This window comes from Leifsonia sp. Y862, assembly GCF_057669585.1.
Window position 1 is genome coordinate 170,864 of sequence record NZ_JBYHFR010000001.1, and the last position, 20,885, is coordinate 191,748.

Below are 20,885 nucleotides of genomic sequence, written 5' to 3' on the forward strand. Positions count from 1 at the left end.
GTTCCTCGACCAACGGGAACCCGCTGGTCGAGGAGGCCGCCAGGCCGTCTCGAGACCTGCTGCGCGGTACGTGCGCAGCGGCGCGGTAGCTGCAGGATGCGCGCGGCTGCGTTCAGCACGCGCAGCGCCCAACCCGCCGCGGCCTACTCCCGCGCGAGCCGCGACTTCCTGCCCTCGCCAGAGGGATGTGCTCCCGCCGCGTCGATGATCCAGGCGTACTCGAAGGCACGCTCGCGCCAGGCGCTGTATCGGCCAGACACCCCGCCGTGTCCGGCCGACATCTCTGTCTTGAGGAGGGCATCCGCTCCCACCTCGCGCAGCTTCGCCACCCATTTCGCGGGCTCGACGTAGAGCACCCGGGTGTCGTTGAGACTGGTCACCGCCAGGATGCGCGGGTACTGCGTTTCCCACACGTTCTCCAGCGGCGAGTACGACTTGATGTTCGCGTATGCGCCGGGGTCGTGCAGCGGGTCGCCCCACTCGTCCCATTCGATGACGGTGAGCGGCAGCGACGGATCCAGGATCGACGTCAGCGGATCGACGAACGGCACTTCGGCCAGGATGCCGGAGAAGAGCCTCGGCGCCATGTTGGCGACGGCGCCCATGAGCAGGCCACCGGCGCTGCCGCCCTCAGCGACGAGGCGGTCTGGAGCGGTGTAGTCGTTGTCGATCAGGTGGTTGGCGCACGCGATGAAGTCGGTGAACGAATTGCGCTTGTGCAGCTTCTTGCCGTTCTCGTACCAGAGTCGGCCGAGCTCGCCACCGCCACGCACGTGCGCGACAGCGAAGATCATGCCGCGGTCGAGCAGGCTGAGGCGCGCGATGCCGAACCCAGGGTCGATGCTGTGCTCGTACGATCCGTACCCGTACAGCAGGGTGGGTGCCGGTGTTCCCAGCTCGACCAGATCCTTGCGGTACACCAACGAAATCGGGATACGCGTGCCGTCTGCCGCCGTCGCCCATTCCCGGCGCTGCTCGAACAGCGACGGATCGAACTTGCCGAGCACAGGCTGCTGCTTCAGCAGGGTCAGCGTGCCGGTCGCGACCTCGTAGTCATAAACGGATGACGGCGTCACGAAGCTCGTGTAACCGAGCCGGAGCGTCGGCTGGTTCCATTCAGGGTTGGCCGCGGTGCCGACGGAGTACAGCTTCTCGTCGAACGTCAGCTCAGTGAGGCCGCCCTTGTCTTCCGGGCCCTCGCGGCGCCGGGCAACCGCCACCTGGGTCAGTCCGCCACGTCGGTATTCGACGGCGACGAAGTCCCGGAAGGCGTCGACGCCCTCGAGTCGGATCTGATCGTGATGCGGCAGCAGCATCTTCTTGATCCCACGCGGGTCGTCCGCTGCCACACTGACGAGCTCGAAGTTGACGGCATCGTCGTTGTGCACGATGAGCAGCCGGTCCTCGCCGTCGATAACGGCATGTTCGACGTCGTACTCGACGCCGTCGCGGCGCGGCCAGACCACTTCGAAGTCGCCGGTGGGATCGCTGCTGTCGAGCAGTCGCGTCTCACTCGTAATGCTCGAACCGGCCTCAATCATGAGGTACTTGTGGCTGCGGGAGCGGCCGACGCCAACCCAGAACCGTTCGTCCGGCTCGTGGAACACCGTCACATCGTCGCTGGCCGGAGTGCCGATCTCATGCCGCCACACGGTGTCTGGGCGCCAGGCGTCGTCGACAGTCGTGTAGAACACGAAGCGCCCGCTTCGATCGAGGATGGCACCCCCGCCGGTGTTCTCGATGACGTCAGTGAGGTTCTCGCCCGTCTCGATCGTGCGCAGCTTGATCGTGTATCGCTCGTCACCCTCAGTATCGACGCCGTACAGGAGCAGAACGCCGTCCGCGCCGATGTCGTAGCTGCCGAGCGAATAGAACTCGTGATCGGCGGACTCGATGTTGTCATCGAGCAGCACCTGTTCCCCTGGCACGCCGCTGTCTGTCGCGGCAGCACCAGCACCAGCACCAGCACCAGCTGCACCGGCACCGGGCTCGACGTCCAACACCGGCGGCGTCCAGTCATCCGGCCCCGAGATCGGCGCGCGACAGTGGATGCCGTATTCCTTGCCTTCGATGGTTCGGGTGTAGTACCACCAGTCGCCACGGCGCACTGGAACGCTGAGATCGGTTTCCTGCGTGCGTTCCTTGATCTCCTCGAAAATCAGTTCCTGCAGGATGCCGAGGTGCGACGTGCGCGCCTTGGCATACTCGTTCTCTGCTTCAAGGTGAGCCTGAACTTCGGGACTGTCCTTGTCCCTCATCCACTCGTAATTGTCGACGTAGACATCGTTGTGAAAGATGCGTTCGGTCGGCTTCTTAGCGGCGACGGGAGGAGTGATCATGTTTCTCAGCGTACGTGACTGCTAGCGGAGCGCGCCGACTAGGCGGGGAATCGCACGGTCGCTGCGACGGCACCGCCGCCGGGCACGTCTTCGGCCCGAACCGCGAAAACCCGCGCATCGGAGAGCAGTGCGCGGCGGAGGATCTCATCAACAACACCGTAATTGGAGGCGTCGTCGTCGGTGTCCAACGTGATAACGCCCGTCTCCTCATCGACGTAGCCAGGAACCCGCTGGTCGATGTCGACGAGCAACGTCTCAATCGCCTTGTTCGTGGCGGCGCGGGCGATGTCGGTGAGATCGATAACAGCGCGGCCGTGCGCAGCGTTCGTACCGAAGCGATCCTTGAGGTCGGCGAGAACTGATGCGTAGAGGGTGTCGAGCAATGGACGGGCCGCGGCGGCGAGCTGCTCGTCTGACTTCTCCTCTGGGTTGCCGGCGATGACAGGTTCCACCATTCGCGGGTACGTGCAGACGGAGCGGAAGATACTGGTCAGAGGCTCGGCGCCCGCGAGAATCAGCGGCCGGCTCGAGGTGGCCAGGATGGGATGGATCGCGGCCTCGATGGCCTGCGAGTACTCGCGCATGCGCACCTTCTGGCCTTCGCTGCCCTGGATGCGACCGTCCTGAGTGCGACCCTTGACGGATTCGAGGCCCACCGCGTTGGCGACATCCGTTGGCATGTCAGGAACGTTCAACCGGTTGGCCGGGGCTGCAGCCGAGATTTCAATCAGTCGCACCGAGTTCTGGGCAAGTGCCAGGATGAACGCTGACTGGGGGAAGGTGACCGCCCGAATCAGGGGTTTGATGTAGAACCGGTCCGACACTTCGAGGGCGGAATCCAGCCGGTTCGGAACGCGGTAGGCGTAAAACGACGTGCCATTCACGAACAGTGCGAGGCTGTTCGACTGGTAGCGCCAGAACGTGGGGTCATCGACTTTCGCGGCGACGGCGGAGGTGATCGCGGTGATGATTTTTTCATCGGTTCCCGCGGCGGTGAGCTGCTCTGTGGCGTCTTTGAGCATGTTCTTGAGTTCTATTTTCCAGACATCGGCCTCGGTGGGGAGGCTGCCCGTCGGGAGGTAGATCGACACACATCCCGGTTCCCGAGTTGTAGCCAAAACTTCGATTTCGCTTCGGGTTGGGATATCGGTGTGTTGCATATCAATCTCCTTCGAATCGACGAGAAGCGAGGCATCCGCTGAATTCCAGACTATGAGTTTGCTCACGGCGTTCATAGAGGGGGACCCCAAACGGACCCGTTGCCGGCGTGGCCTCAGCGGTTCTCAAGGGTGGGTGGAACGATGATTGTCGGCTGTGCTCCAGGCTCGTCCCAGCGCCTGGGCAGCGTCCGTCCCCGGAAGAAATCGGGATGCCTGATCCACCAGATTCCCATGAGAATGAGCCCGATCACGAGGCCACCGATACCGACGACCGCCTCAGCGCCGATGCCGAAGATGGTGACGTTGTTGCCGTCATCGTCGGTCAGCCAGTCGGGCGCGGCGAACTGGATCGTGCCGTAGATGAACACCGCGAGCAGCATCAGGCCGCCGAGGAGGGGGAAGAGGCCGCGCATGATGAAGTTGCGGAACGACGACGTGAGCGTCTTGCGGTAGAACCAGGCGCAGGCGAACCCGGTGAGCCCGTAGTAGAACGCGATCATCAGCCCGATCGAGCCAATCAGGGCGTTCAGCAGATTCGAGCTGATCAGCGTGAAGATCAGGTAGAACGCAATCGAGACGATGCCGAAGCCGATTGTTGACCAGGTGGGGGTCAGGAACTTCGGGTGGATGCGTGCGAACCGCGCAGGAATCGCCTTGTACGTCGCCATCGAGAGCGCAGTTCGTGCGGTGGGGAGAATGGTCGTCTGGGTTGAAGCGGATGCCGAGGTGAGGATGGAGGCCACCAGCAACAGCACGCAGAGATGGCCAATGACGCTGTCGCCGAACAACGCGGGGCCGATGGCTGAGAACACGTCTTCGGCGTTCGCCTCATTGCCAAGCCCAACACCCTCCGTGCTGACACCGGCGAACGCGACTGTCGCCGTGGTGACCAGTGCGTAGGTCACGAGCAGCAACACGGTGCTGATCACAGCGGCGCGACCCGGCGTCTTGCTCGGGTTCGACGTCTCCTCGTTCACGGACACCGCGCTGTCCCAGCCCCAGTAGAGGAAGATGGCCGTCAGCATCGCGGGCGCGATGATGCTGCCGAAATCGAGGGTGAACGGATTGAACCAGTCGAGCGATGGCGTGATCGAATACGACTCTGCGGTTCCGGTGTAGACACGAATCAGTGCGAAGGCGGCGAACAGGACGAGGACCAGCACCTCGATGCTGAGCAGGATGATCTGGACGCGGGCCGTGATCTCGATGCCCCGGTAACAGATCCAGGTCATCAGGGCGATCCACAGGATCCCGACCGCCGTCGACCAGAACACATTGCTGCCGAGATCGGCGACGTCAGGGAGTCCGAACTCGCCGATGAAAATGAAGGTGTACGAGCCGGCAATCGCTGCGAGGTTCGCCATCACGATGACGTCGGCGACGATGATGCCCCACCCGCCCATCCAGCCCGTCACCGACCCGAATGCCCTGCTGGCCCAGGTGAACGTGGTGCCGCAGTCTGGTTCGGCCTTGTTGAGCTCCTGGTATGCGACAGCGATGAAGTACATCGGCGCGAACGCGAGCAGCACAATCCCCGGAGCCTTCACCCCGGAGAGAAGAGCGCCGCCGCTGGCGACGATGAAGCCCAGGCTTGCAGCGAGGCTATAGGCGGGCGCCGTGGATGCAACGCCGATGACAATGCTCGAGGTCAGGCCGAGCTTGCCGTCATTGAGGCCTTTGCTGTCGACAGAGAGTGATCCGGATTGCCCGGCAGCGCCGGATGATCCTGGTCGCCCTGATGGTGTCGGCTGGGAATTCGGAGAGGCTGTCGTACTCATGCGAACACGTCCCTTGCACAAGGCCGTCGCGTGAGACGGCATCGCCTGGCTCAGTGCGGTCGCTCGATCGGGAGCGATCTCATGCTCGATCCCGAGCATTCTTATGAGGGTTATGGTACGCCGACCCGCCGCCGTCGGGGAAAAATACTGCGGCTGTTCAGGCCAGCCAGCTGTGCCAGCGCGACTGCTCGCGGTTGCTTATGCCCGGAGCGCGAGGGTGAACGGCAAGACAGCGCCGGCGCCATGCTGGCGGAGCAGCCGGCCGGCCACCGTGAGGGTCCACCGGCTGTCCGCGATGTCGTCAACGAGCAGGATCGGTCGCCCGGCCAGCGCCTGGAGCGTCTCATCGAGGTCGCTGCCGATGCCAAACCTGTCCCACACGCTCGACAGCCGGTAGGCACTGTTGCCGCCGGCCTCGCCCTGCGGCCCACCGTTTTGGAGTTCCAGGCTTCCGATCAGTGGAATCCGGCCGATGTCGGAGAGAGCCTGGCTGATCGAACCGACGAGAAGCGGATGCGCCCGGCTCGGCATGCTGACGATGGCCGCTGGCCGCTCCTCCCAGTTCCACTCGGCGAGCACCTGCACGGCGGCAGAGATCAGCCCGGCGCTCGCCGGGGCATCCGGTGTACCAGGGGCGAAAATGGTGCGGAGCGGTCCGCCCCAGCCGAGGTCGGTGAGGCGAGCGACGGCGCGGCCGGGGGAGAGGCGCTCTGCTGGCGGAATGTTGCCGCGCACGTTCACCCCGAGGCTGGCCACGCCGGTTGGCCACTGGGCGCGCGGTTCGATGACCACGCCGACGCGGTCGAGGGAGTGGGCGGCCATGTCGGTTGCCGCCCCGGCGACATCCGTTGGATACCAGATGCCGGCGCAATTGTCGCAGCGTCCGCACGGCTTGGCCGTGTCGTCGTCGAGGGCGCGCTGCAGGAACTCCATCCGGCACTCTGTGGTGCGCTCGTAGTCGAGCATGTGCTGCTGCTCGGCGACCCTGGCCGCTGCGATGCGCTGGTAGCGGTCGGCGTCGTACACCCAGGGTTGCCCGGTGGCGACCCAGCCGCCCTTGACGCGGCGCACTGCGCCGTCGACGTCGAGCACTTTGAGCAGGAGTTCAAGCGGGCTGCGACGGATGTCGACCCTGGCCTCAAGAGCCGGTGTCGACAGGGGTGCCCCACCGTTCTCGAGCAGTGCGCCGATCACGGACTCAGCCCTGGACTGGCTGGGCATGGACGAGGTGGCGAAGTACTGCCAGATGGCCTCGTCCTCCGGGCCTGGCAGGAGGAGAACGTCGGCGTTGTCGGTGGCGCGACCGGCGCGACCGACCTGCTGGTAGTAGGCGACGGGGGACGACGGTGCGCCCAGGTGCAGTACGAAGCCGAGGTCTGGCTTGTCGAAGCCCATGCCGAGGGCGCTGGTGGCGACGAGTGCCTTCACCTTGTTGGCCTTCAGGAGCTGCTCGCTCTCCTCGCGCTCTGTCGTGTCGGTCTGGCCGGTGTATGCGCGCACCTCGTGGCCGGCCTCGCGGAGGAGGCGGGCGGTGTCTTCGGCCGCGGAGACCGTGAGCGCATAGATGATGCCGCTGCCGGGGAGGTCATCGATGTGGCTGAGCAGCCAGGCGAGCCTGGCCTTAGCGTCTGGCAGGCGGAGCACGCCGAGCCTGAGGGATGCCCGAGCCAGCGGGCCGCGGATCGTCACGACCTCTGCGGCGCCGCTGGACGCGGCGGTGGGCGTTGTGGTGCCGAGTTGCTCTGCGACATCCGTCACGACTCGGCTGTTGGCCGTTGCCGTGGTGGCCAGTACCGGCACGCCGACCGGCATCTCGGCGATCAGGTCGCGGAGCCGCCGGTAGTCCGGGCGGAAATCGTGGCCCCAGTCTGAGATGCAGTGCGCCTCGTCGACCACGAGCAGGCCGACCCTGGCGATGAGCGCTGGGAGTTGTTCGTCGCGGAAGGACGGATTGTTCAAGCGCTCGGGCGAGACGAGCAGCACGTCGACCTCGTCGGCCTGCAGCGCGCGAAGCACATCACTCCACTCGTGGGCATTCGACGAGTTGATCGACATCGCGCGCACGCCGGCACGCGCTGCGGCGGCAACCTGGTCGCGCATGAGGGCAAGCAGGGGAGAGACGAGAATGGTGGGGCCTGCGCCGCGCTGGCGAAGCAGCAGGGTGGCCACGAAGTACACGGCTGACTTGCCCCATCCGGTGCGCTGCACGACGAGGGCGCGGCGACGCTCATCGACGAGCGTCTCAATGGCCTCGAACTGACCATCGTGGAAGTCGGCATCATCGCGGCCGACCAGCGTGCGCAGGATCTCCAGCGCGCGAGTGCGAGTCTCTGAGGCGTCGGGTGCACTGGGAGCGGCTGAAGCGTCGGGTGCAGCGGATGTCTCGTCGGCGTCAGTCATGGGTCCAGCTTGTCAGGTGCCAGTGACAGTTGCGTCAACATACAGTTGCGCCACCGCTCGGCGCGGGTGCGTGGTGCCGCCGTGGACGCCCATCGCGCCCGTTCCGGGCGAGCGCGCCCGCTATAGCGGGCGCCATCCGCCAGAACGGGCGCGGTGAGACAGAGGCGAGCCGAGTCGGTCGCCAATACAGGACGAATCGGGCATCTGTCATCGAAAACAGGACGAATCGGCCCTGCTGCGACGGTGCTTCCGGTATTCGCGACGCGCTGCTCGTATTCGCGAGCGCTTGCGCCCCGCCCACGCCGCGCGTGCCGTTGATCGCGCCTTTACGCCGACCCGCGCCAGACGACGGGTGTGTCGAGCAGGATGCCGCCCAGTTGGGGCGTCTCGCCGCGCAACTGACTGAGCACGGATGCCGCAGCAGCCTCGCCGAGGCCCTGGGCCGGTTGGTGCACGGTTGAGAGCGTCGGTTTGGTGCGAAGCGCCCACGTGCTGTCGTCGAATCCGACGATGCCGACGTCGCCGGGGATCTTCCGTCCTGCGCTCCGCAGGGCACTCATCGCGCCGGCCGCCACAGCGTCGGAGGCCGCGAAGACGCCGTCGATCTCCGGTTCGCGCCGCAGCAGCTCCTGCATCGCGGTCACTCCCGCCGAGAACTCATACAGCGGAACACTTTCGACCAGCTTCTCGTCGAACCGGTCGCCGAGGGCATCCCGGAATCCGGCCAGTCGGTCGGCGCCTGAATCACGGTCGAGGGCAGCGGCGATCATGCCGATGCGCGACCGCCCCGTTGCAATCAAGCGCTCGGTGATGGCCCTGGCCGACGCGCGGTTGTCGATGCCGACGAATGGCATGTTCCCGGCATCCGGCGGATGCCCGACAAACGCCGTCGGCAACCCGATCTTCTCGACAACCCGGGTGATGGGGTCGCGGGTCCTGGCGGAGACGATGATGACGCCGTCGACGAATCCGCCACTCAGATAGCGCGAGACCCGCTGGGTATCCCGCTCTGAGTCAACGATGAGCAACACCATTTGGTAGTCGGCGTCTGACAGCGTCGCGTTGGCACCGAGCATGATCGCGCCGATGTTGGGATCTTCGGCGAACAGGGAGGCTGGTTCATGCACGACGAAGGCCACGGCCAGTGAACGCTGCATCACGAGGTTGCGCGCCGCCGCGTTAGGGAGGTATCCGACCTTGGCAATGGCTGCCTCAATGACCCGCTGCGCCTCTGCGGACACATAGCGCTCACCGTTGATGAAACGGCTGACTGTTCCGCGTGACACCCCAGCTTCCCTGGCGACATCGATGATCGTCGCACGCTTCTGGCGGGGCTGGTCAGTGCGCATTTGACCACTGTAGCGGGAGTGTCAGGTTGACACTCTGCGAAAACCACCACTAATGTGTGAACGTTCCCAGATCCTCAGCGCCGAGTCGTCACTGTCGCATCTGTGCACGTTCACAGACCGGCTGGTTGCCGCATTGGTTCGTCCAGTGCCGACCGGCACCACGGCCACAATCCACGGCCACGACAGGGAGAGCATTGACTTCGCGAGCAACACCACCAGCCGAGCGCCCGGCGTTTGATCACGCCGGCATTGCATACGGGTGTGACTACAACCCTGAGCAGTGGAGCCGCGAGGTCTGGAACGACGACGTCATCCTCATGCGTGAGGCAGGCGTCGACCTCGTCGCGATCAACATCTTCGGCTGGTCGCACATCGAACCGCGCGACGGCGAGTACGACTTCGACGGCCTGGACGCCATCATCGAGCTGCTGCATGCCAACGGCATCCGGGTGAATCTCGGCACGGGAACCGCGTCGACTCCACCGTGGCTGACCCACAAGCATCCCGAAATCCTGCCGGTCATGGCAGACGGAACCACCCGCTACCCCGGCGGTCGCCAGGCCTGGTGCCCGAGCTCGCCCGTGTACAGGGAGCGCGCGCTCCGGCTGGTCGACAAGGTGGCAGAGCGTTACGGCTCGCACCCAGCTGTCGCCCTGTGGCACGTGTCGAACGAGCTCGGCTGCCACAACGCGCTCTGCTACAACGACGAGAGCGCCGACGCGTTCCGTACGTGGCTCGAACGCCGCTACACGACCATCGACGCACTCAACGCCGCGTGGGGCACGTCGTTCTGGAGCCAGCGATACAGCGCCTTCGAGGAAATCCTCCCGCCGATGCTCACGGTCTCAACGAGCAACCCCACCCAGCTCATCGACTTCCACCGCTTCAGCTCGGACGAGCTGCTCGACCACTACCGCAGTGAATATGCGGTGCTCCGCCGACACAGCAGCATTCCGATCACCACGAACTTCATGGTCACAGCGCACATCAAGAACATGGACTACTGGACCTGGGCGCCGGAGATGGACATCATCGCCAACGACCACTACCTCGATCACCGTCTGGCTGACCCCACCGCCGAACTGTCGTTCTCCGACGACCTCACCCGCGGCCTCGCCAATGGTGCGCCCTGGATTCTCATGGAGCACTCGACCGGCGCCGTGAACTGGCAGCCGCTGAACCTGACCAAGCAGCCCGGCGAGATGACCCGCAACTCCCTCACCCACGTCGCCCGTGGCGCCGACGGTGTGTGCTTCTTCCAGTGGCGTGCGTCGCTGCAGGGATCGGAGAAGTTCCACTCTGCCCTGCTGCCGCACGCCGGCACAGACACCGACCTCTGGCGCGAGGTCGTCGAACTCGGCGCCACGCTTGACCGTCTCGACGAAGTCGCAGGCAGCAGGGTCGTCGCCGATGTCGCAATCCTGTTCAGCTGGGAGTCGTGGTGGGGCGCTGACGGCGAATCTCGCCCGTCGCGCAGCCTCGACTACCTCGAGCAGATGCACGCTGCGCACGGCGCACTGCGCGACCTGGGCGTCACGGCCGATGTCGTCGCCCCAGGCGCCGATCTCAGCGGCTACCGCCTGGTCATCGTGCCAGGGCTGTACATGGTGACGGATGCCGACGCCACGAACATCAACGACTACGTCGCGGCAGGCGGTCACGCCCTGGTCACCTTCTTCAGCGGCATCGTTGACGAGGACGACCGCGTGCGCGCCGGCGGCTACCCCGGCGCCTTCCGCGAGATGCTGGGCGTGAGCGTTGACGAGTTCGTGCCCCTGGACCCCGCCACGCGCGTCACCCTCGATTCGGGTGCGACCGCGAGCCTCTGGACCGAGCGACTGCGCTCGACCGGTGCCGAGGTCCTCGCCCGCTACAGCGACGGCCCATTGGCCGGAGTCCCCGCCCACACCCGCAACACATTCGGGCAGGGCATCGGCCACTACCTGGCGACAGTGCTCGATCGCACCGATCTGAAGGACGTCCTGCGCGACATGCTCGTCGACGCGGGTGTCACAGCGGTAGGGCCGGAAAGCGACGGGGCCGTCGAAGTCGTTCGTCGCGCATCCGCTGAGGCGAGCTACCTCTTCGTGATCAACCATTCGACAGAGTCGATCACCATCCCGGCCACGGGCATCGACCTGGTCACGGGCGCTCAGATCGAATCGAGCATTGAGGTGCCGGCAGGTGCCGTTCGCGTCGTGAAAGAACAGGCAATAACAGAGGAGAGTGCAGCATGACTGCAGCAGTGACCACGGGGGTCCCCACAACGGATGCCTCGCGCAGCCTGAAAGCGGCCAGGCGGCCCATCCCGCACAAGAAGGCAATCCTCGCTTTCGTGCTGCCGTTCGGCATCCTGTTCGTGCTGTTCTACCTGGTGCCCATCGTCTACGCCGTATACCAGTCGCTGCTGGTCATCGAGCGCGAGGGTACCTTCGGCGAAGCACACGAGGTGTTCGGCGGCTTCACCCAGTACATCGCCGTGTTCCAGAACGGGCCGTTCTGGGCATCGATCGGTCGCGTGCTGACCTTCGGCGTCGTACAGGTGCCGGTGATGCTCGGTGTCGCCCTGCTCCTGGCGCTGATGCTGGATTCGCCGCTCGTGAGGGGGAAGAAGTTCTTCCGCCTGGCCTTCTTCGTGCCCTATGCAGTCCCGGGCGTCATCGCCGCCATCATGTGGGGCTTCCTCTACTCGCCGAACCTGTCACCGTTCACCGCCGTCACCTCGAACATCAACTTCCTGTCGGCAGACCTCGTGCTGTGGGCCATGGCCAACGTCGTCACCTGGGTGTTCGTCGGCTACAACATGCTGATCATCTACTCGGCGCTGCTGGCCATCCCGACCGATATTTACGAGGCAGCGAAACTCGACGGTGCGGGCCAGCTGCGGATTGCGTGGTCGATCAAGATCCCGCTCATCGTCCCTGCGCTGACGCTCACCGCCATCTTCTCGGTGATCGGAACACTGCAGCTGCTCGCTGAGCCCCAGGTCTTCCGCACGTTCAGCTCCGCCGTGACCAGCACGTTCACCCCGAACCTTGCGGTCTACTCGACGTCAGCCGTGCCGAACTTCAGCCTGGCCGCCGCCATGTCTGTCGTGCTCGCCGTTGCCACGTTCGCCCTGTCATTCACCATTCTCAAGTTCACCCAGCGGAAGGCAGACTAGTGAGCACTGTTGCCCCATCGCCCAGCGTGTCATCCCCGGTGCAGGCACCGGCCATCGCCACGAAGCCGTCATCCAACCGCACCAGCAGTCGTCGCCAGAAGGACACCGGCCTGCGCGGCCCGAAGGAGAGCATTTTCTCCCGGTCGGGCGCCATGCTCGTCATGGGCATCTCCGCGGTCTACTTCCTCATTCCGATCTGGTGGCTCTTCGTCGCAGCGACGAAGGACCAGTCCCAGTTCACCAACACGAATCCGCTGTGGTTCGCCGACTTCTCGTTGTTTGCCAACATCGGCGACCTGGTCGCCTACCGTGACGGCGTCTTCCTGCGCTGGATGCTCAACTCGGTGGTGTACGCCGGCGGCGGCGCCCTCATCGCCACGCTGCTGGCGGCGGCCTGCGGCTACGCGCTCGCCAAGTACCGGTTCCCTGGCAGGGACCTGCTGTTCAACATCGTGCTCGGCGGCGTTCTGGTTCCGGCCACGGCGCTGGCGCTGCCGTTGTTCCTCATCTTCAGCCAGATCAACGCCACCGACACCTTCTGGTCGGTCTTCCTGCCGAGCCTCGTGAGCCCGTTCGGTGTCTACCTGACCCGCATCTATGCGGCATCCAGTGTGCCGGACGAACTGCTGGAAGCCGCACGTCTTGATGGTGCAGGCGAGGTTCGCACCTTCTTCACCGTGTCGGTCAAGCTGATGTTCCCGGCCCTCGTCACCGTGTTCCTGTTCCAGTTCGTCGCCATCTGGAACAACTTCTTCCTGCCGCTCATCATGCTGCGGAGCGAGAGCCTCTTCCCGGTCACCCTTGGCCTCTACGCCTGGAACTCCCAGGTCAACCAGATCCCCGAACTGCGTGGCTACGTGCTGATCGGCGCCCTGCTGTCGATCATCCCGCTCATCATCATGTTCCTGTTCCTGCAGCGCTTCTGGAAGAACGGCCTTGGCGCCGGTTCCGTCAAATAGAGCTCTCACCTCCTGCTCCACGTACCGCGTTACCTGCACCACCATCTGCATTACCCGTCTGCACTACCCACCTGCATCACCCATTAGAGGAGAATCATGCAACTCAAGAAGCGAGCGGTCACCGTCGTCCTGCTCTCCAGCCTGGCATTGACAGGCTGCGCAACATCAACCGGATCGGACAGCACTGACGCGTCCGCCTGCGCGCCATCCGATGGCGCCGTGAAGCTGAACTTCACCTCGTGGATTCCGGGTATCGAAGAAGTCACAGAGGTGTGGAACAAAGCGAACCCCGACATCCAGGTCACCGTCCAGACCGGTCCGAACGGAAACGGCGGCACCTACCAGAACTTCTTCAACCAGCTGAAGGCCGGCAACGCGCCAGACCTCGGCCAGATCGAGTACGACGCCCTCCCGAACTTCCGTGTTCAGGATGGCCTGACCAACCTCGCTGCCTGCGAAAACGTCGCGGCTGCCCAGGACGAGTTCGTCGACTGGACCTGGAACCAGGTGAGCTTCGGCGAAGATGACGCGGCATACGCCATCCCGCAGGACTCTGGCCCCACCGCACTGTTCTACCGCGCGGACCTCTTCGAAGCCAACGGCATTGCCGTTCCCACCACGTGGGCCGAGTACGCTGACGCCGCCGTCAAAGTGCGCGCTGCCGGTGGGTACATCACCAACTTCTCGCAGAGCGACATCAACCAGTTCGCCAGCTTCGTCTGGCAGGCCGATGGCAGCTGGTTCCAGAACGACGGCACCAACTGGACCGTCGACCTGACCAGCGACGCCTCCATGACCGTTGCCGACTACTGGCAGGACCTGATCGACCGCGACCTCGTCTCGACGTACCCTGCCTGGACCAGCGAGTGGGACAACGCGTACAACTCCAGCCAGGTGTGGTCATGGAACTCCGCCGTGTGGGGTGCGAACTCCATCGCCAGCGGAGCACCAGACACCGCGGGCAAGTGGGCAGTGGCACAGTCGCCGCAGTGGAAGGCCGGCGACACCGCGGCAGGTAACTGGGGCGGCTCGTCGACAGCAGTCTTCAAGGGCTCGAAGCACCCGTACGAGGCAGCAGAGTTCGCGCTGTGGCTGAACACCTCAGACGAGGCGCTCACCCTGCTGAACAAGTCGGCCAACATCTACCCGGCCACCAAGGACGGTCTGAACCTTCCCGTGCTCAAGGAAGGCGTCGAGTTCTACGGCGGCCAGCCCATCTACGATGTGTTTGCAGCGGCATCCGCTGAGGTCAACCCTGACTTCACCTGGGGACCGACCATGACGCAGACCTACAACGACGTCTCAGACGGCTTCAAGGCCGCTGTCTCCGGCGACGGCACACTGGCCGACGCACTGGCGTCTGGTCAGGCTGCAACCATCAAGGCGCTCAAGGCGCAGTCGATTCCTGTCAAGGAGTAGTTGAAAAGTGATCCACCACCTTCGTGCCGCGGGCGTCAGCCTTCTTCTTGATGCCCGCGGCACGCGGGTGCCCTCGATCGTGCATTGGGGGGCAGATCTCGGTGAGCTGAGTGCCGGCGAGCTGACCGTGCTCGCGGATGCCGTTGTTCCGGCAATCTCCCCGAGTTCGATCGACGTGCCGCTGCGGCTCTCGATCCTGCCAACGCTGGCCGAAGGCTGGAGCGGGCGACCGGGTGTCGATGGGTTCCGCCCCGGCATGCCTGTGACAGCGTCGCTGGGCGGCGCGTCGCTGGGCGCCGCGTCGTTCTCCCTCGCCGGCGTGCAGGCGACCTCGCCGCTGTCGCTGGTCATTGAGTTGACGGATGCCGGCGCAGAGGTCTCGGTGACCACTGAGCTAGAGCTCACCGAACACGGCGTGCTGCGCATGAGGCATACGCTGACCAACGCCGGCGCGACCGCGCTGGAGCTGGCCTCCCTCGACGTGACGCTCCCCATTCCCGATCGGGCGCGCGAGATTCTGGACTTCTCTGGGCTCTGGACCCACGAGCGCCGCCCGCAGCGCACCCCGCTGGCGAACGGCCTGTGGAGCAGGGAGTCCAGGCACGGCCGTCCAGGCCACGACGATTCCTTCCTCATGGTGGCCGGTACCCCCGGCTTCGGTTTCCGTGCCGGAGAAGTGTGGGCGACGCACCTGGCCTGGAGCGGCGACAAGCGGCAGTGGGCGGAGAGTTCCGCCCTTGGCGCTGCGACGCTCGGCAGCGGTGAACTCCTCGCGCCCGGCGAACTGGGCGTGCCCGCTGGCGGCAGCTACACCTCGCCGTGGACCGTCGCCGTGTACTCGGCAACCGGACTCGACGGTCTCAGCGACCGGCTGCATCCGTGGATCCGCTCGTGGTCAACGATCGCGCGCCCACGCCCTGTCGTGCTGAACACCTGGGAAGCGGTGTACTTCGACCACGACCTGCCGACCCTGAAGCGCCTCGTCTCGGCCGCGGCCGAGGTGGGCGTCGAGCGCTTCGTCCTCGACGACGGCTGGTTCACCGGACGCACCGACGACCGCCGTGCACTCGGCGACTGGTTCGTTGACGCCCAGAAGTGGCCGTCCGGGCTCTCGCCCCTCATTGCCGCTGTGCACGACGCCGGAATGGAATTCGGCCTGTGGGTCGAGCCGGAGATGGTCAGCCTCGACTCCGAGCTGGCCCAGGCGCACCCCGACTGGGTGATTGGCGCATCCGCTGCCCTGACCTGGCGGTTCCAACGGGTGCTCGACCTCGGCAATCCGGATGCCTTCGACTACATCTTCGGGCGCCTCGACGCCCTGCTGAACGAGTACCCGATCGCCTACCTCAAGTGGGATCACAACCGCGACCTGCTGGGCGGCTCAGCCCATCGCCAGACCACGGCGCTCTACCGGCTCATCGACGCACTGCGGGCTGCTCACCCGGATGTCGAGATCGAGTCCTGCGCATCGGGCGGCGCCCGCATCGACCTCGGCATCCTCGAGCGAGTCGACCGGGTGTGGACGAGCGACACGAACGACCCGCTTGAGCGTCAGGAGATCCAGCGCTACACGAGCATCCTGGTGCCGCCTGAGTACCTCGGCGGACACCTCGGCGCCGCGACCTCGCACACCACCTGGCGCACCTCCGACCTCGGCTTCCGCCTGGCGACAGCGCTGTTCGGCTCTGCCGGCATCGAATGGAACCTCATCGAGACGACGCCGGACGAACGCGCGATCATCGCAGGGTGGTCTGCGCTGTACCGCTCGCTCAGGGGTTTACTGCACACCGGCACCGTGGTGCGGGCAGACAGCAGCGACCCTGCGCTCGCCCTGCACGGCGTCGTCGCTGCCGACCGTCGGTCAGCTGTCTTCGCGCAGGTAGCGCTTGCAGCTCCGCGTGCTGCGGTGCCTGCACCTCTGCGGTTCCCCGGTCTTGATCCGGAGCTGTCGTATGTCGTCAGCCCGCTTGCGCTGGCCGCCGCAGCAACGGATGTCGCCCAGGTTGCGGATACAACGGATGTCGCGGATGCCGCGGATGTCGCGGATGCGCCCCGGATGCTCTCGCGGGCGATCCAGGATGCTCCACCCCACTGGCTGGCTGCGGGCAGCGTCACGCTCAGCGGTCGCGTGCTCGCGGAAGTGGGCCTGCCTGGCGCGCTGCTGGCACCTGAGCAAGCGCAGTTGTTCTCACTCAAAGCGATGTAGCCGTCGCCGCGCCCGTTGCCGGTGGGCGCGCCCGCTATAGCTGGCGCGACCGGCAAGAACGGGCGCGCCGGCGGTCCAGCGAGGGGCCGAACAGTCGAGGCTCAGGCCCCGGGAGTCGGCGGCGTCTGGGTCATGTCCATCCAGGTAACTTCCCACTGGTGGCCATCTGGGTCGAGGAAGCTGCGCCCGTACATGTAGCCGAAGTCCTGTGGGTCAGCCGCCGGGCTGCCACCGTTGGCCAGTGCAGCATCCGCGAGGGTGTCGACATCGTCCCTGCTGTCAGCGCTCAGAGCGATCAGTACTTCGACCGATGTGGCGGTGTCTGCGATCTCGCGCGGCGTGAAGGTCTTGAAGAAGTCCTCCACGAGCAACATGGCGTAGATGTGCCTGTCATCAATGACGAGGCAGGTGGCGTTCTCATCGGTGAATTGCTGGTTGAAGGTGTACCCGAGCGCCGTCCAGAAGTCCACGGACCGCTTGAGTTCTTTCACGGGCAAATTGATAAAAATCATGGTCATAGTGGTTCGCTTCCGATCTGATTCGTGGTGGGACGTGGGCCTCGGCGCACGCAAGTGGGCGACGTTGTACGCCGCGTGTTGTACGACAGCGGATGTCTCCCATTAAGCATGAGCGGCGAGCCCCGGTCTAGCCCCGCGAGCTTCCGGCCAACACGCCACGAGCATCCGGCCCGCACGCCGCCAGCATCCCGCCAGTGTCCAGCACTCGTACAGGAGTTGCACAGCCCGCGCTCCAGCCCGTGATTGGATTGACCCATGGATGTCATGCCACCTTTCATCGACGACTTCGCCGCGTTCATCGCCGCATCGCCCACCTCGTACCACGCCGCCGCCGAGGTTGCCCGGCGCCTCGACGCCGCCGGGTTCACCGGCCTCTCCGAATCGGACGCATGGGGGAGCGACGCCGGAAAGCACTACGTCATCCGCGACGGAGCGATCATCGCCTGGATCCAACCGGCCGGCGCACTGCCGACGACACCGTTCCGCATCCTGGGCGCCCACACGGATTCACCGGGCTTCAAGCTCAAGCCGAAGCCGACCACTGGGTCGAACGGCTGGCTGCAGGCCGGCGTCGAGGTCTACGGCGGGCCGCTGCTGAACTCCTGGCTCGACCGCGAACTCGAGCTCGCCGGACGGCTCGTCACCCGTGACGGTGCCACGCACCTCGTGCGCACCGGCCCGTTCCTGCGCATCCCGCAACTGGCGATCCACCTCGACCGTGAGGCCAACAGCGGTCTCACCCTCGACAAGCAGCGCCACCTCAGCCCTGTCTTCGGCGTCGGAGATGCCAGCGAGGCCGACCTTGTCGGTCACCTCGCCCAACTGGCCGGCGTTGCTGCAGCGGATGTTGTTGGTTACGACATCCTGACCGCAGACACCAACCCGCCTGCACGGTTCGGCCTGAACGATTCACTGTTCGCGGCCGGCCGCATGGACAACCTCAGCTCGGTCTTCGCCGCCCTGATCGCGCTCCTCGGCACGGCGGAGGAAACCGCCGAGAGCACTGACGCCGCCGACAACGCGACCGCCGACAGCAGTGCTGCGCCCTCTCACATCAGCGTGCTCGCCGCGTTCGACCACGAGGAGCTCGGCTCGGAGTCGCGCTCCGGCGCGAGCGGCCCGATGCTCGACGACATCCTCTCCCGCATCGGTGAAGGCCTCGGCGCGACCGTCTCAGATCGGCTGCGTGCCTACGCCGAATCGTGGTGCGTCTCCGCCGATGCCGGCCACGCCGTGCACCCGAACTACCCGGAGCGCCACGACCCGGTGAACCGCCCCATCGCGGGCGGTGGGCCGCTGCTCAAGATCAACGCGAACCAGCGCTACTCAACGGATGCCGCCGGTGCAGCCCTCTGGACCCGCCTGTGCGAGGCCGCCGGTGTGCCGTTCCAGGAGTTCGTCTCCAACAACACGGTGCCGTGCGGCTCCACCATCGGCCCGCTCACCGCGACCAGGCTCGGCATCCGCGTCGTCGACGTCGGTGTGCCGTTGCTGTCGATGCACTCGGCGCGCGAGCTGTGCCACGTGGATGACCCGGTGGCATTGTCTGCCGCACTGTCGGCGTTCTTCGCCGGCGAGTAGACGAACAGACCAAGAGACGAATAGGGGAGTGGGCGAAATCGCCCACTCCCGCCTGCAGACGCGAGCTAGTGTGGCAGCCGCTTCGCCCGTCGTCTGATCGGCTTGGTTCCATCGACCCCGTGTCGGCCGTCCCGGGGGCCGGGGTCTGGAAGCTCAGGCAACTGCTCTTCGCCCTCGAATTCACGTTCTGGTTCTGGCTCTGCCTCCGGCGGAATGTGCTTCGCGTCGGTGTCGGCTCCCAGAGTGGTTCCTTGCTCCTCTGCGTCAGCCTCCGCATCCGACATCGCGGCAGCCGCATCCGGCTCAACATCGGCCGTCACCGGCACGGTCGTGCTCGGCGTACGGGCCAGAACAGACGTCAGTCGTGCCACTGCGTGCCCATTGCGCATCAGAATCACGTCTTCGCCCTGCCACACCCGGTCAACCAGCACCGAGAGGTGGGTTGCCGCATTCGCGATCGGAACGCGCAGCGGAATGATAGCGCGGCCCGGCTCGATCCTGAGCGGCGGGAATGGGTCGTAGTCTGAATCGCGGTCGACACCATGCCGGCCATCCCGGGGGCCTGGCTCTGGCAATTCTGGTAGCTGATCTGGGTCGTCGACGTACGGCACGATGGGCTCCTTCCGGTGACGGATACCTTGACGGATGCCTGATTCGAGGCTACGCCGATGCCGATCGGCTGGCTACAGGTCGACATCCGCTGGAGGGGTGCCCGCCGGGCTGGCGCTGGCATCGTCGTCCGTGCCGGCGCGCACGCTTCGTCGCCAGCTCACTTCGTCCGACAGGAGGACCGCGAGCAGCACCACGTTCACCAACCAGGCGAGGGCCAGCGGTGACAGCGCCAGGTAGGCGATGGCGAGTGCCACGAGCGCGAGAATGCCGATGAGGTGGCTGATCAGGGTGCGCCCGCCGATCGCCCGCCTGAACAACACATTGCCGCCGAGGAACAGGGCCGCAGACCCGCAGGTGAGTCCGGCCGTCCACGCCTCTGGCTCTGCGACGGGAGCCTCAAGAACCAGGCCATCCGCCACAGCCGACACCACGATGCCGAACACCATGATGATCGGAACGTAGGTGTACGCGACCCTGGCGATCGAGCCGCGCTCGGTTGCGTGGCTGATGAAGTCGCTGCCGCGTTGCTGGCCGTGCGCGAAGTACAGCAGCCACATCAACACTGTGCCGGTGAATGCGGCCAGGAAGGCGAGCACATATGGCCACTCGAGTGGGGCCTCCGCGAAGCTCGATCCGGTGACGATGATGGATTCGCCCAGCACGATGATGAAGAACAGGCTCACTCGCTCTGCCATATGTTCGCCAGAGATGTCCCAGGTGTCGTAGCCCGATTGACCGAGGCCGGGAACCCAGTAGCGTGCGCGCGCGCCGATGCTGTCGATGAACAGGGCGACGAGCCAGATCCAGATGCGCACGTCCTCCGGCGCGAACGCACCCCAGAGCCAGAGCGCGCCAGCCACCACCTGCCACAATCCGATGCGCACGAAGTTGACCGCGTGGGCAGGGCGATGCTTCGCGAACGCGAGCACGGTGAATCCGCTCCGTATCAACTGGATCAGCACCAGTGTGCTGGCGAACAGCACCGCCTTGCTCGTGAAGGCGTCTGGGAGGGCGCTGGCCATCAGAATTCCGAGCAGCATCAGCACAATGAGCAGCGCGCGAACCTGCCCGCGTTCCGGATTCAGCCAGTTGGTGACCCAGGTGGTGTTGATCCACACCACCCACACGACGATCATAAGCATGACGGTATGACCGAGTTCGATCGCACTCTGCTCGTGCAGCAACACATGGGACACCTGGGTGACCGCGAAGACGAACACCAGGTCGAAGAACAACTCCACAAAGGTGACGCGGTGCGAGTCGGTGCCCGTTGCCGGACGAAGCAGGTCGCGACTGAATCCGATCGTCATGCGCACCAGCGTAGTGTGGAGAAGAGTAGACTATTTTCCATCGGCAAGTAGATTCCTGCTGCTGGATTCATTCCGCGGCCGTGAGGAGTAC

General features: G+C 65.3%; 14 protein-coding genes. 6 read left to right on the forward strand and 8 right to left on the reverse strand.

The genetic code is table 11. The annotated features are described in order from the left end of the window. Positions 1–143: 143 nt before the first annotated feature. The 5 genes from AC25Z0_RS00800 to AC25Z0_RS00820 form a co-directional block, all read right to left on the reverse strand. Complete coding sequence (locus AC25Z0_RS00800) at positions 144–2,339, reverse strand: S9 family peptidase (RefSeq protein WP_488131972.1); 2,196 nt, start codon at positions 2,337–2,339, stop codon at positions 144–146. Positions 2,340–2,377: 38 nt separating this feature from the next. Next, complete coding sequence (locus AC25Z0_RS00805; RefSeq protein ID WP_488131973.1) at positions 2,378–3,565, reverse strand: baeRF11 domain-containing protein; 1,188 nt, start codon at positions 3,563–3,565, stop codon at positions 2,378–2,380. 47 nt (positions 3,566–3,612) lie between these two features. Next, the gene (locus AC25Z0_RS00810) at positions 3,613–5,277 is read right to left on the reverse strand and encodes an APC family permease (RefSeq protein WP_488131974.1); all 1,665 of its coding nucleotides are present in this window, start codon (positions 5,275–5,277) and stop codon (positions 3,613–3,615) included. Between the two features lie 198 nt (positions 5,278–5,475). Further along, positions 5,476–7,677, reverse strand: coding sequence for a DEAD/DEAH box helicase (locus AC25Z0_RS00815; protein WP_488131975.1), 2,202 nt, complete (start codon positions 7,675–7,677; stop codon positions 5,476–5,478). 326 nt (positions 7,678–8,003) lie between these two features. Then, positions 8,004–9,026, reverse strand: a complete 1,023-nt coding sequence (locus AC25Z0_RS00820; RefSeq protein ID WP_488131976.1) for a LacI family DNA-binding transcriptional regulator — start codon at positions 9,024–9,026, stop codon at positions 8,004–8,006. A 194-nt stretch (positions 9,027–9,220) separates the two neighbouring features. Here AC25Z0_RS00820 and AC25Z0_RS00825 point away from each other — a divergent pair, with 194 nt between their 5' ends. From AC25Z0_RS00825 to AC25Z0_RS00845, 5 genes are all read left to right on the forward strand, one after another. Then, entirely contained in the window at positions 9,221–11,263 is a 2,043-nt protein-coding gene (locus AC25Z0_RS00825; protein ID WP_488131977.1) for a beta-galactosidase, read from the forward strand. Further along, a complete protein-coding gene (locus AC25Z0_RS00830) occupies positions 11,260–12,189 on the forward strand; it encodes a carbohydrate ABC transporter permease (RefSeq protein WP_488131978.1) in 930 nt (309 codons plus the stop codon). Before AC25Z0_RS00825 ends, AC25Z0_RS00830 begins: the two co-directional genes overlap by 4 nt. Before the next feature lie 152 nt (positions 12,190–12,341). Next, entirely contained in the window at positions 12,342–13,148 is an 807-nt protein-coding gene (locus AC25Z0_RS00835) for a carbohydrate ABC transporter permease (protein WP_488133098.1), read from the forward strand. A gap of 96 nt (positions 13,149–13,244) precedes the next feature. Continuing rightward, entirely contained in the window at positions 13,245–14,567 is a 1,323-nt protein-coding gene (locus AC25Z0_RS00840; RefSeq protein WP_488118377.1) for an ABC transporter substrate-binding protein, read from the forward strand. A gap of 7 nt (positions 14,568–14,574) precedes the next feature. Continuing rightward, positions 14,575–16,773, forward strand: coding sequence for an alpha-galactosidase (locus AC25Z0_RS00845; protein ID WP_488131979.1), 2,199 nt, complete (start codon positions 14,575–14,577; stop codon positions 16,771–16,773). 101 nt (positions 16,774–16,874) lie between these two features. On the opposite strand, the gene AC25Z0_RS00850 is transcribed toward AC25Z0_RS00845, so the two are convergent. After that, complete coding sequence (locus AC25Z0_RS00850; RefSeq protein ID WP_488131980.1) at positions 16,875–17,285, reverse strand: VOC family protein; 411 nt, start codon at positions 17,283–17,285, stop codon at positions 16,875–16,877. A gap of 261 nt (positions 17,286–17,546) precedes the next feature. Between AC25Z0_RS00850 and AC25Z0_RS00855 the strand changes: the two genes are divergently transcribed. Continuing rightward, positions 17,547–18,872 (forward strand): M18 family aminopeptidase, encoded by a 1,326-nt coding sequence (locus AC25Z0_RS00855; RefSeq protein ID WP_488131981.1) that lies wholly within the window; start codon positions 17,547–17,549, stop codon positions 18,870–18,872. A gap of 65 nt (positions 18,873–18,937) precedes the next feature. Here the strand turns inward: AC25Z0_RS00855 and AC25Z0_RS00860 are convergent, their stop codons facing one another. Both AC25Z0_RS00860 and AC25Z0_RS00865 read right to left on the reverse strand, forming a co-directional pair. Then, on the reverse strand, positions 18,938–19,483 hold the full coding sequence (locus tag AC25Z0_RS00860) for a type II toxin-antitoxin system Phd/YefM family antitoxin (protein WP_488131982.1): 546 nt from the start codon (positions 19,481–19,483) through the stop codon (positions 18,938–18,940). A 72-nt stretch (positions 19,484–19,555) separates the two neighbouring features. Continuing rightward, positions 19,556–20,794, reverse strand: coding sequence for a low temperature requirement protein A (locus tag AC25Z0_RS00865; RefSeq protein WP_488131983.1), 1,239 nt, complete (start codon positions 20,792–20,794; stop codon positions 19,556–19,558). Positions 20,795–20,885 lie beyond the last annotated feature (91 nt).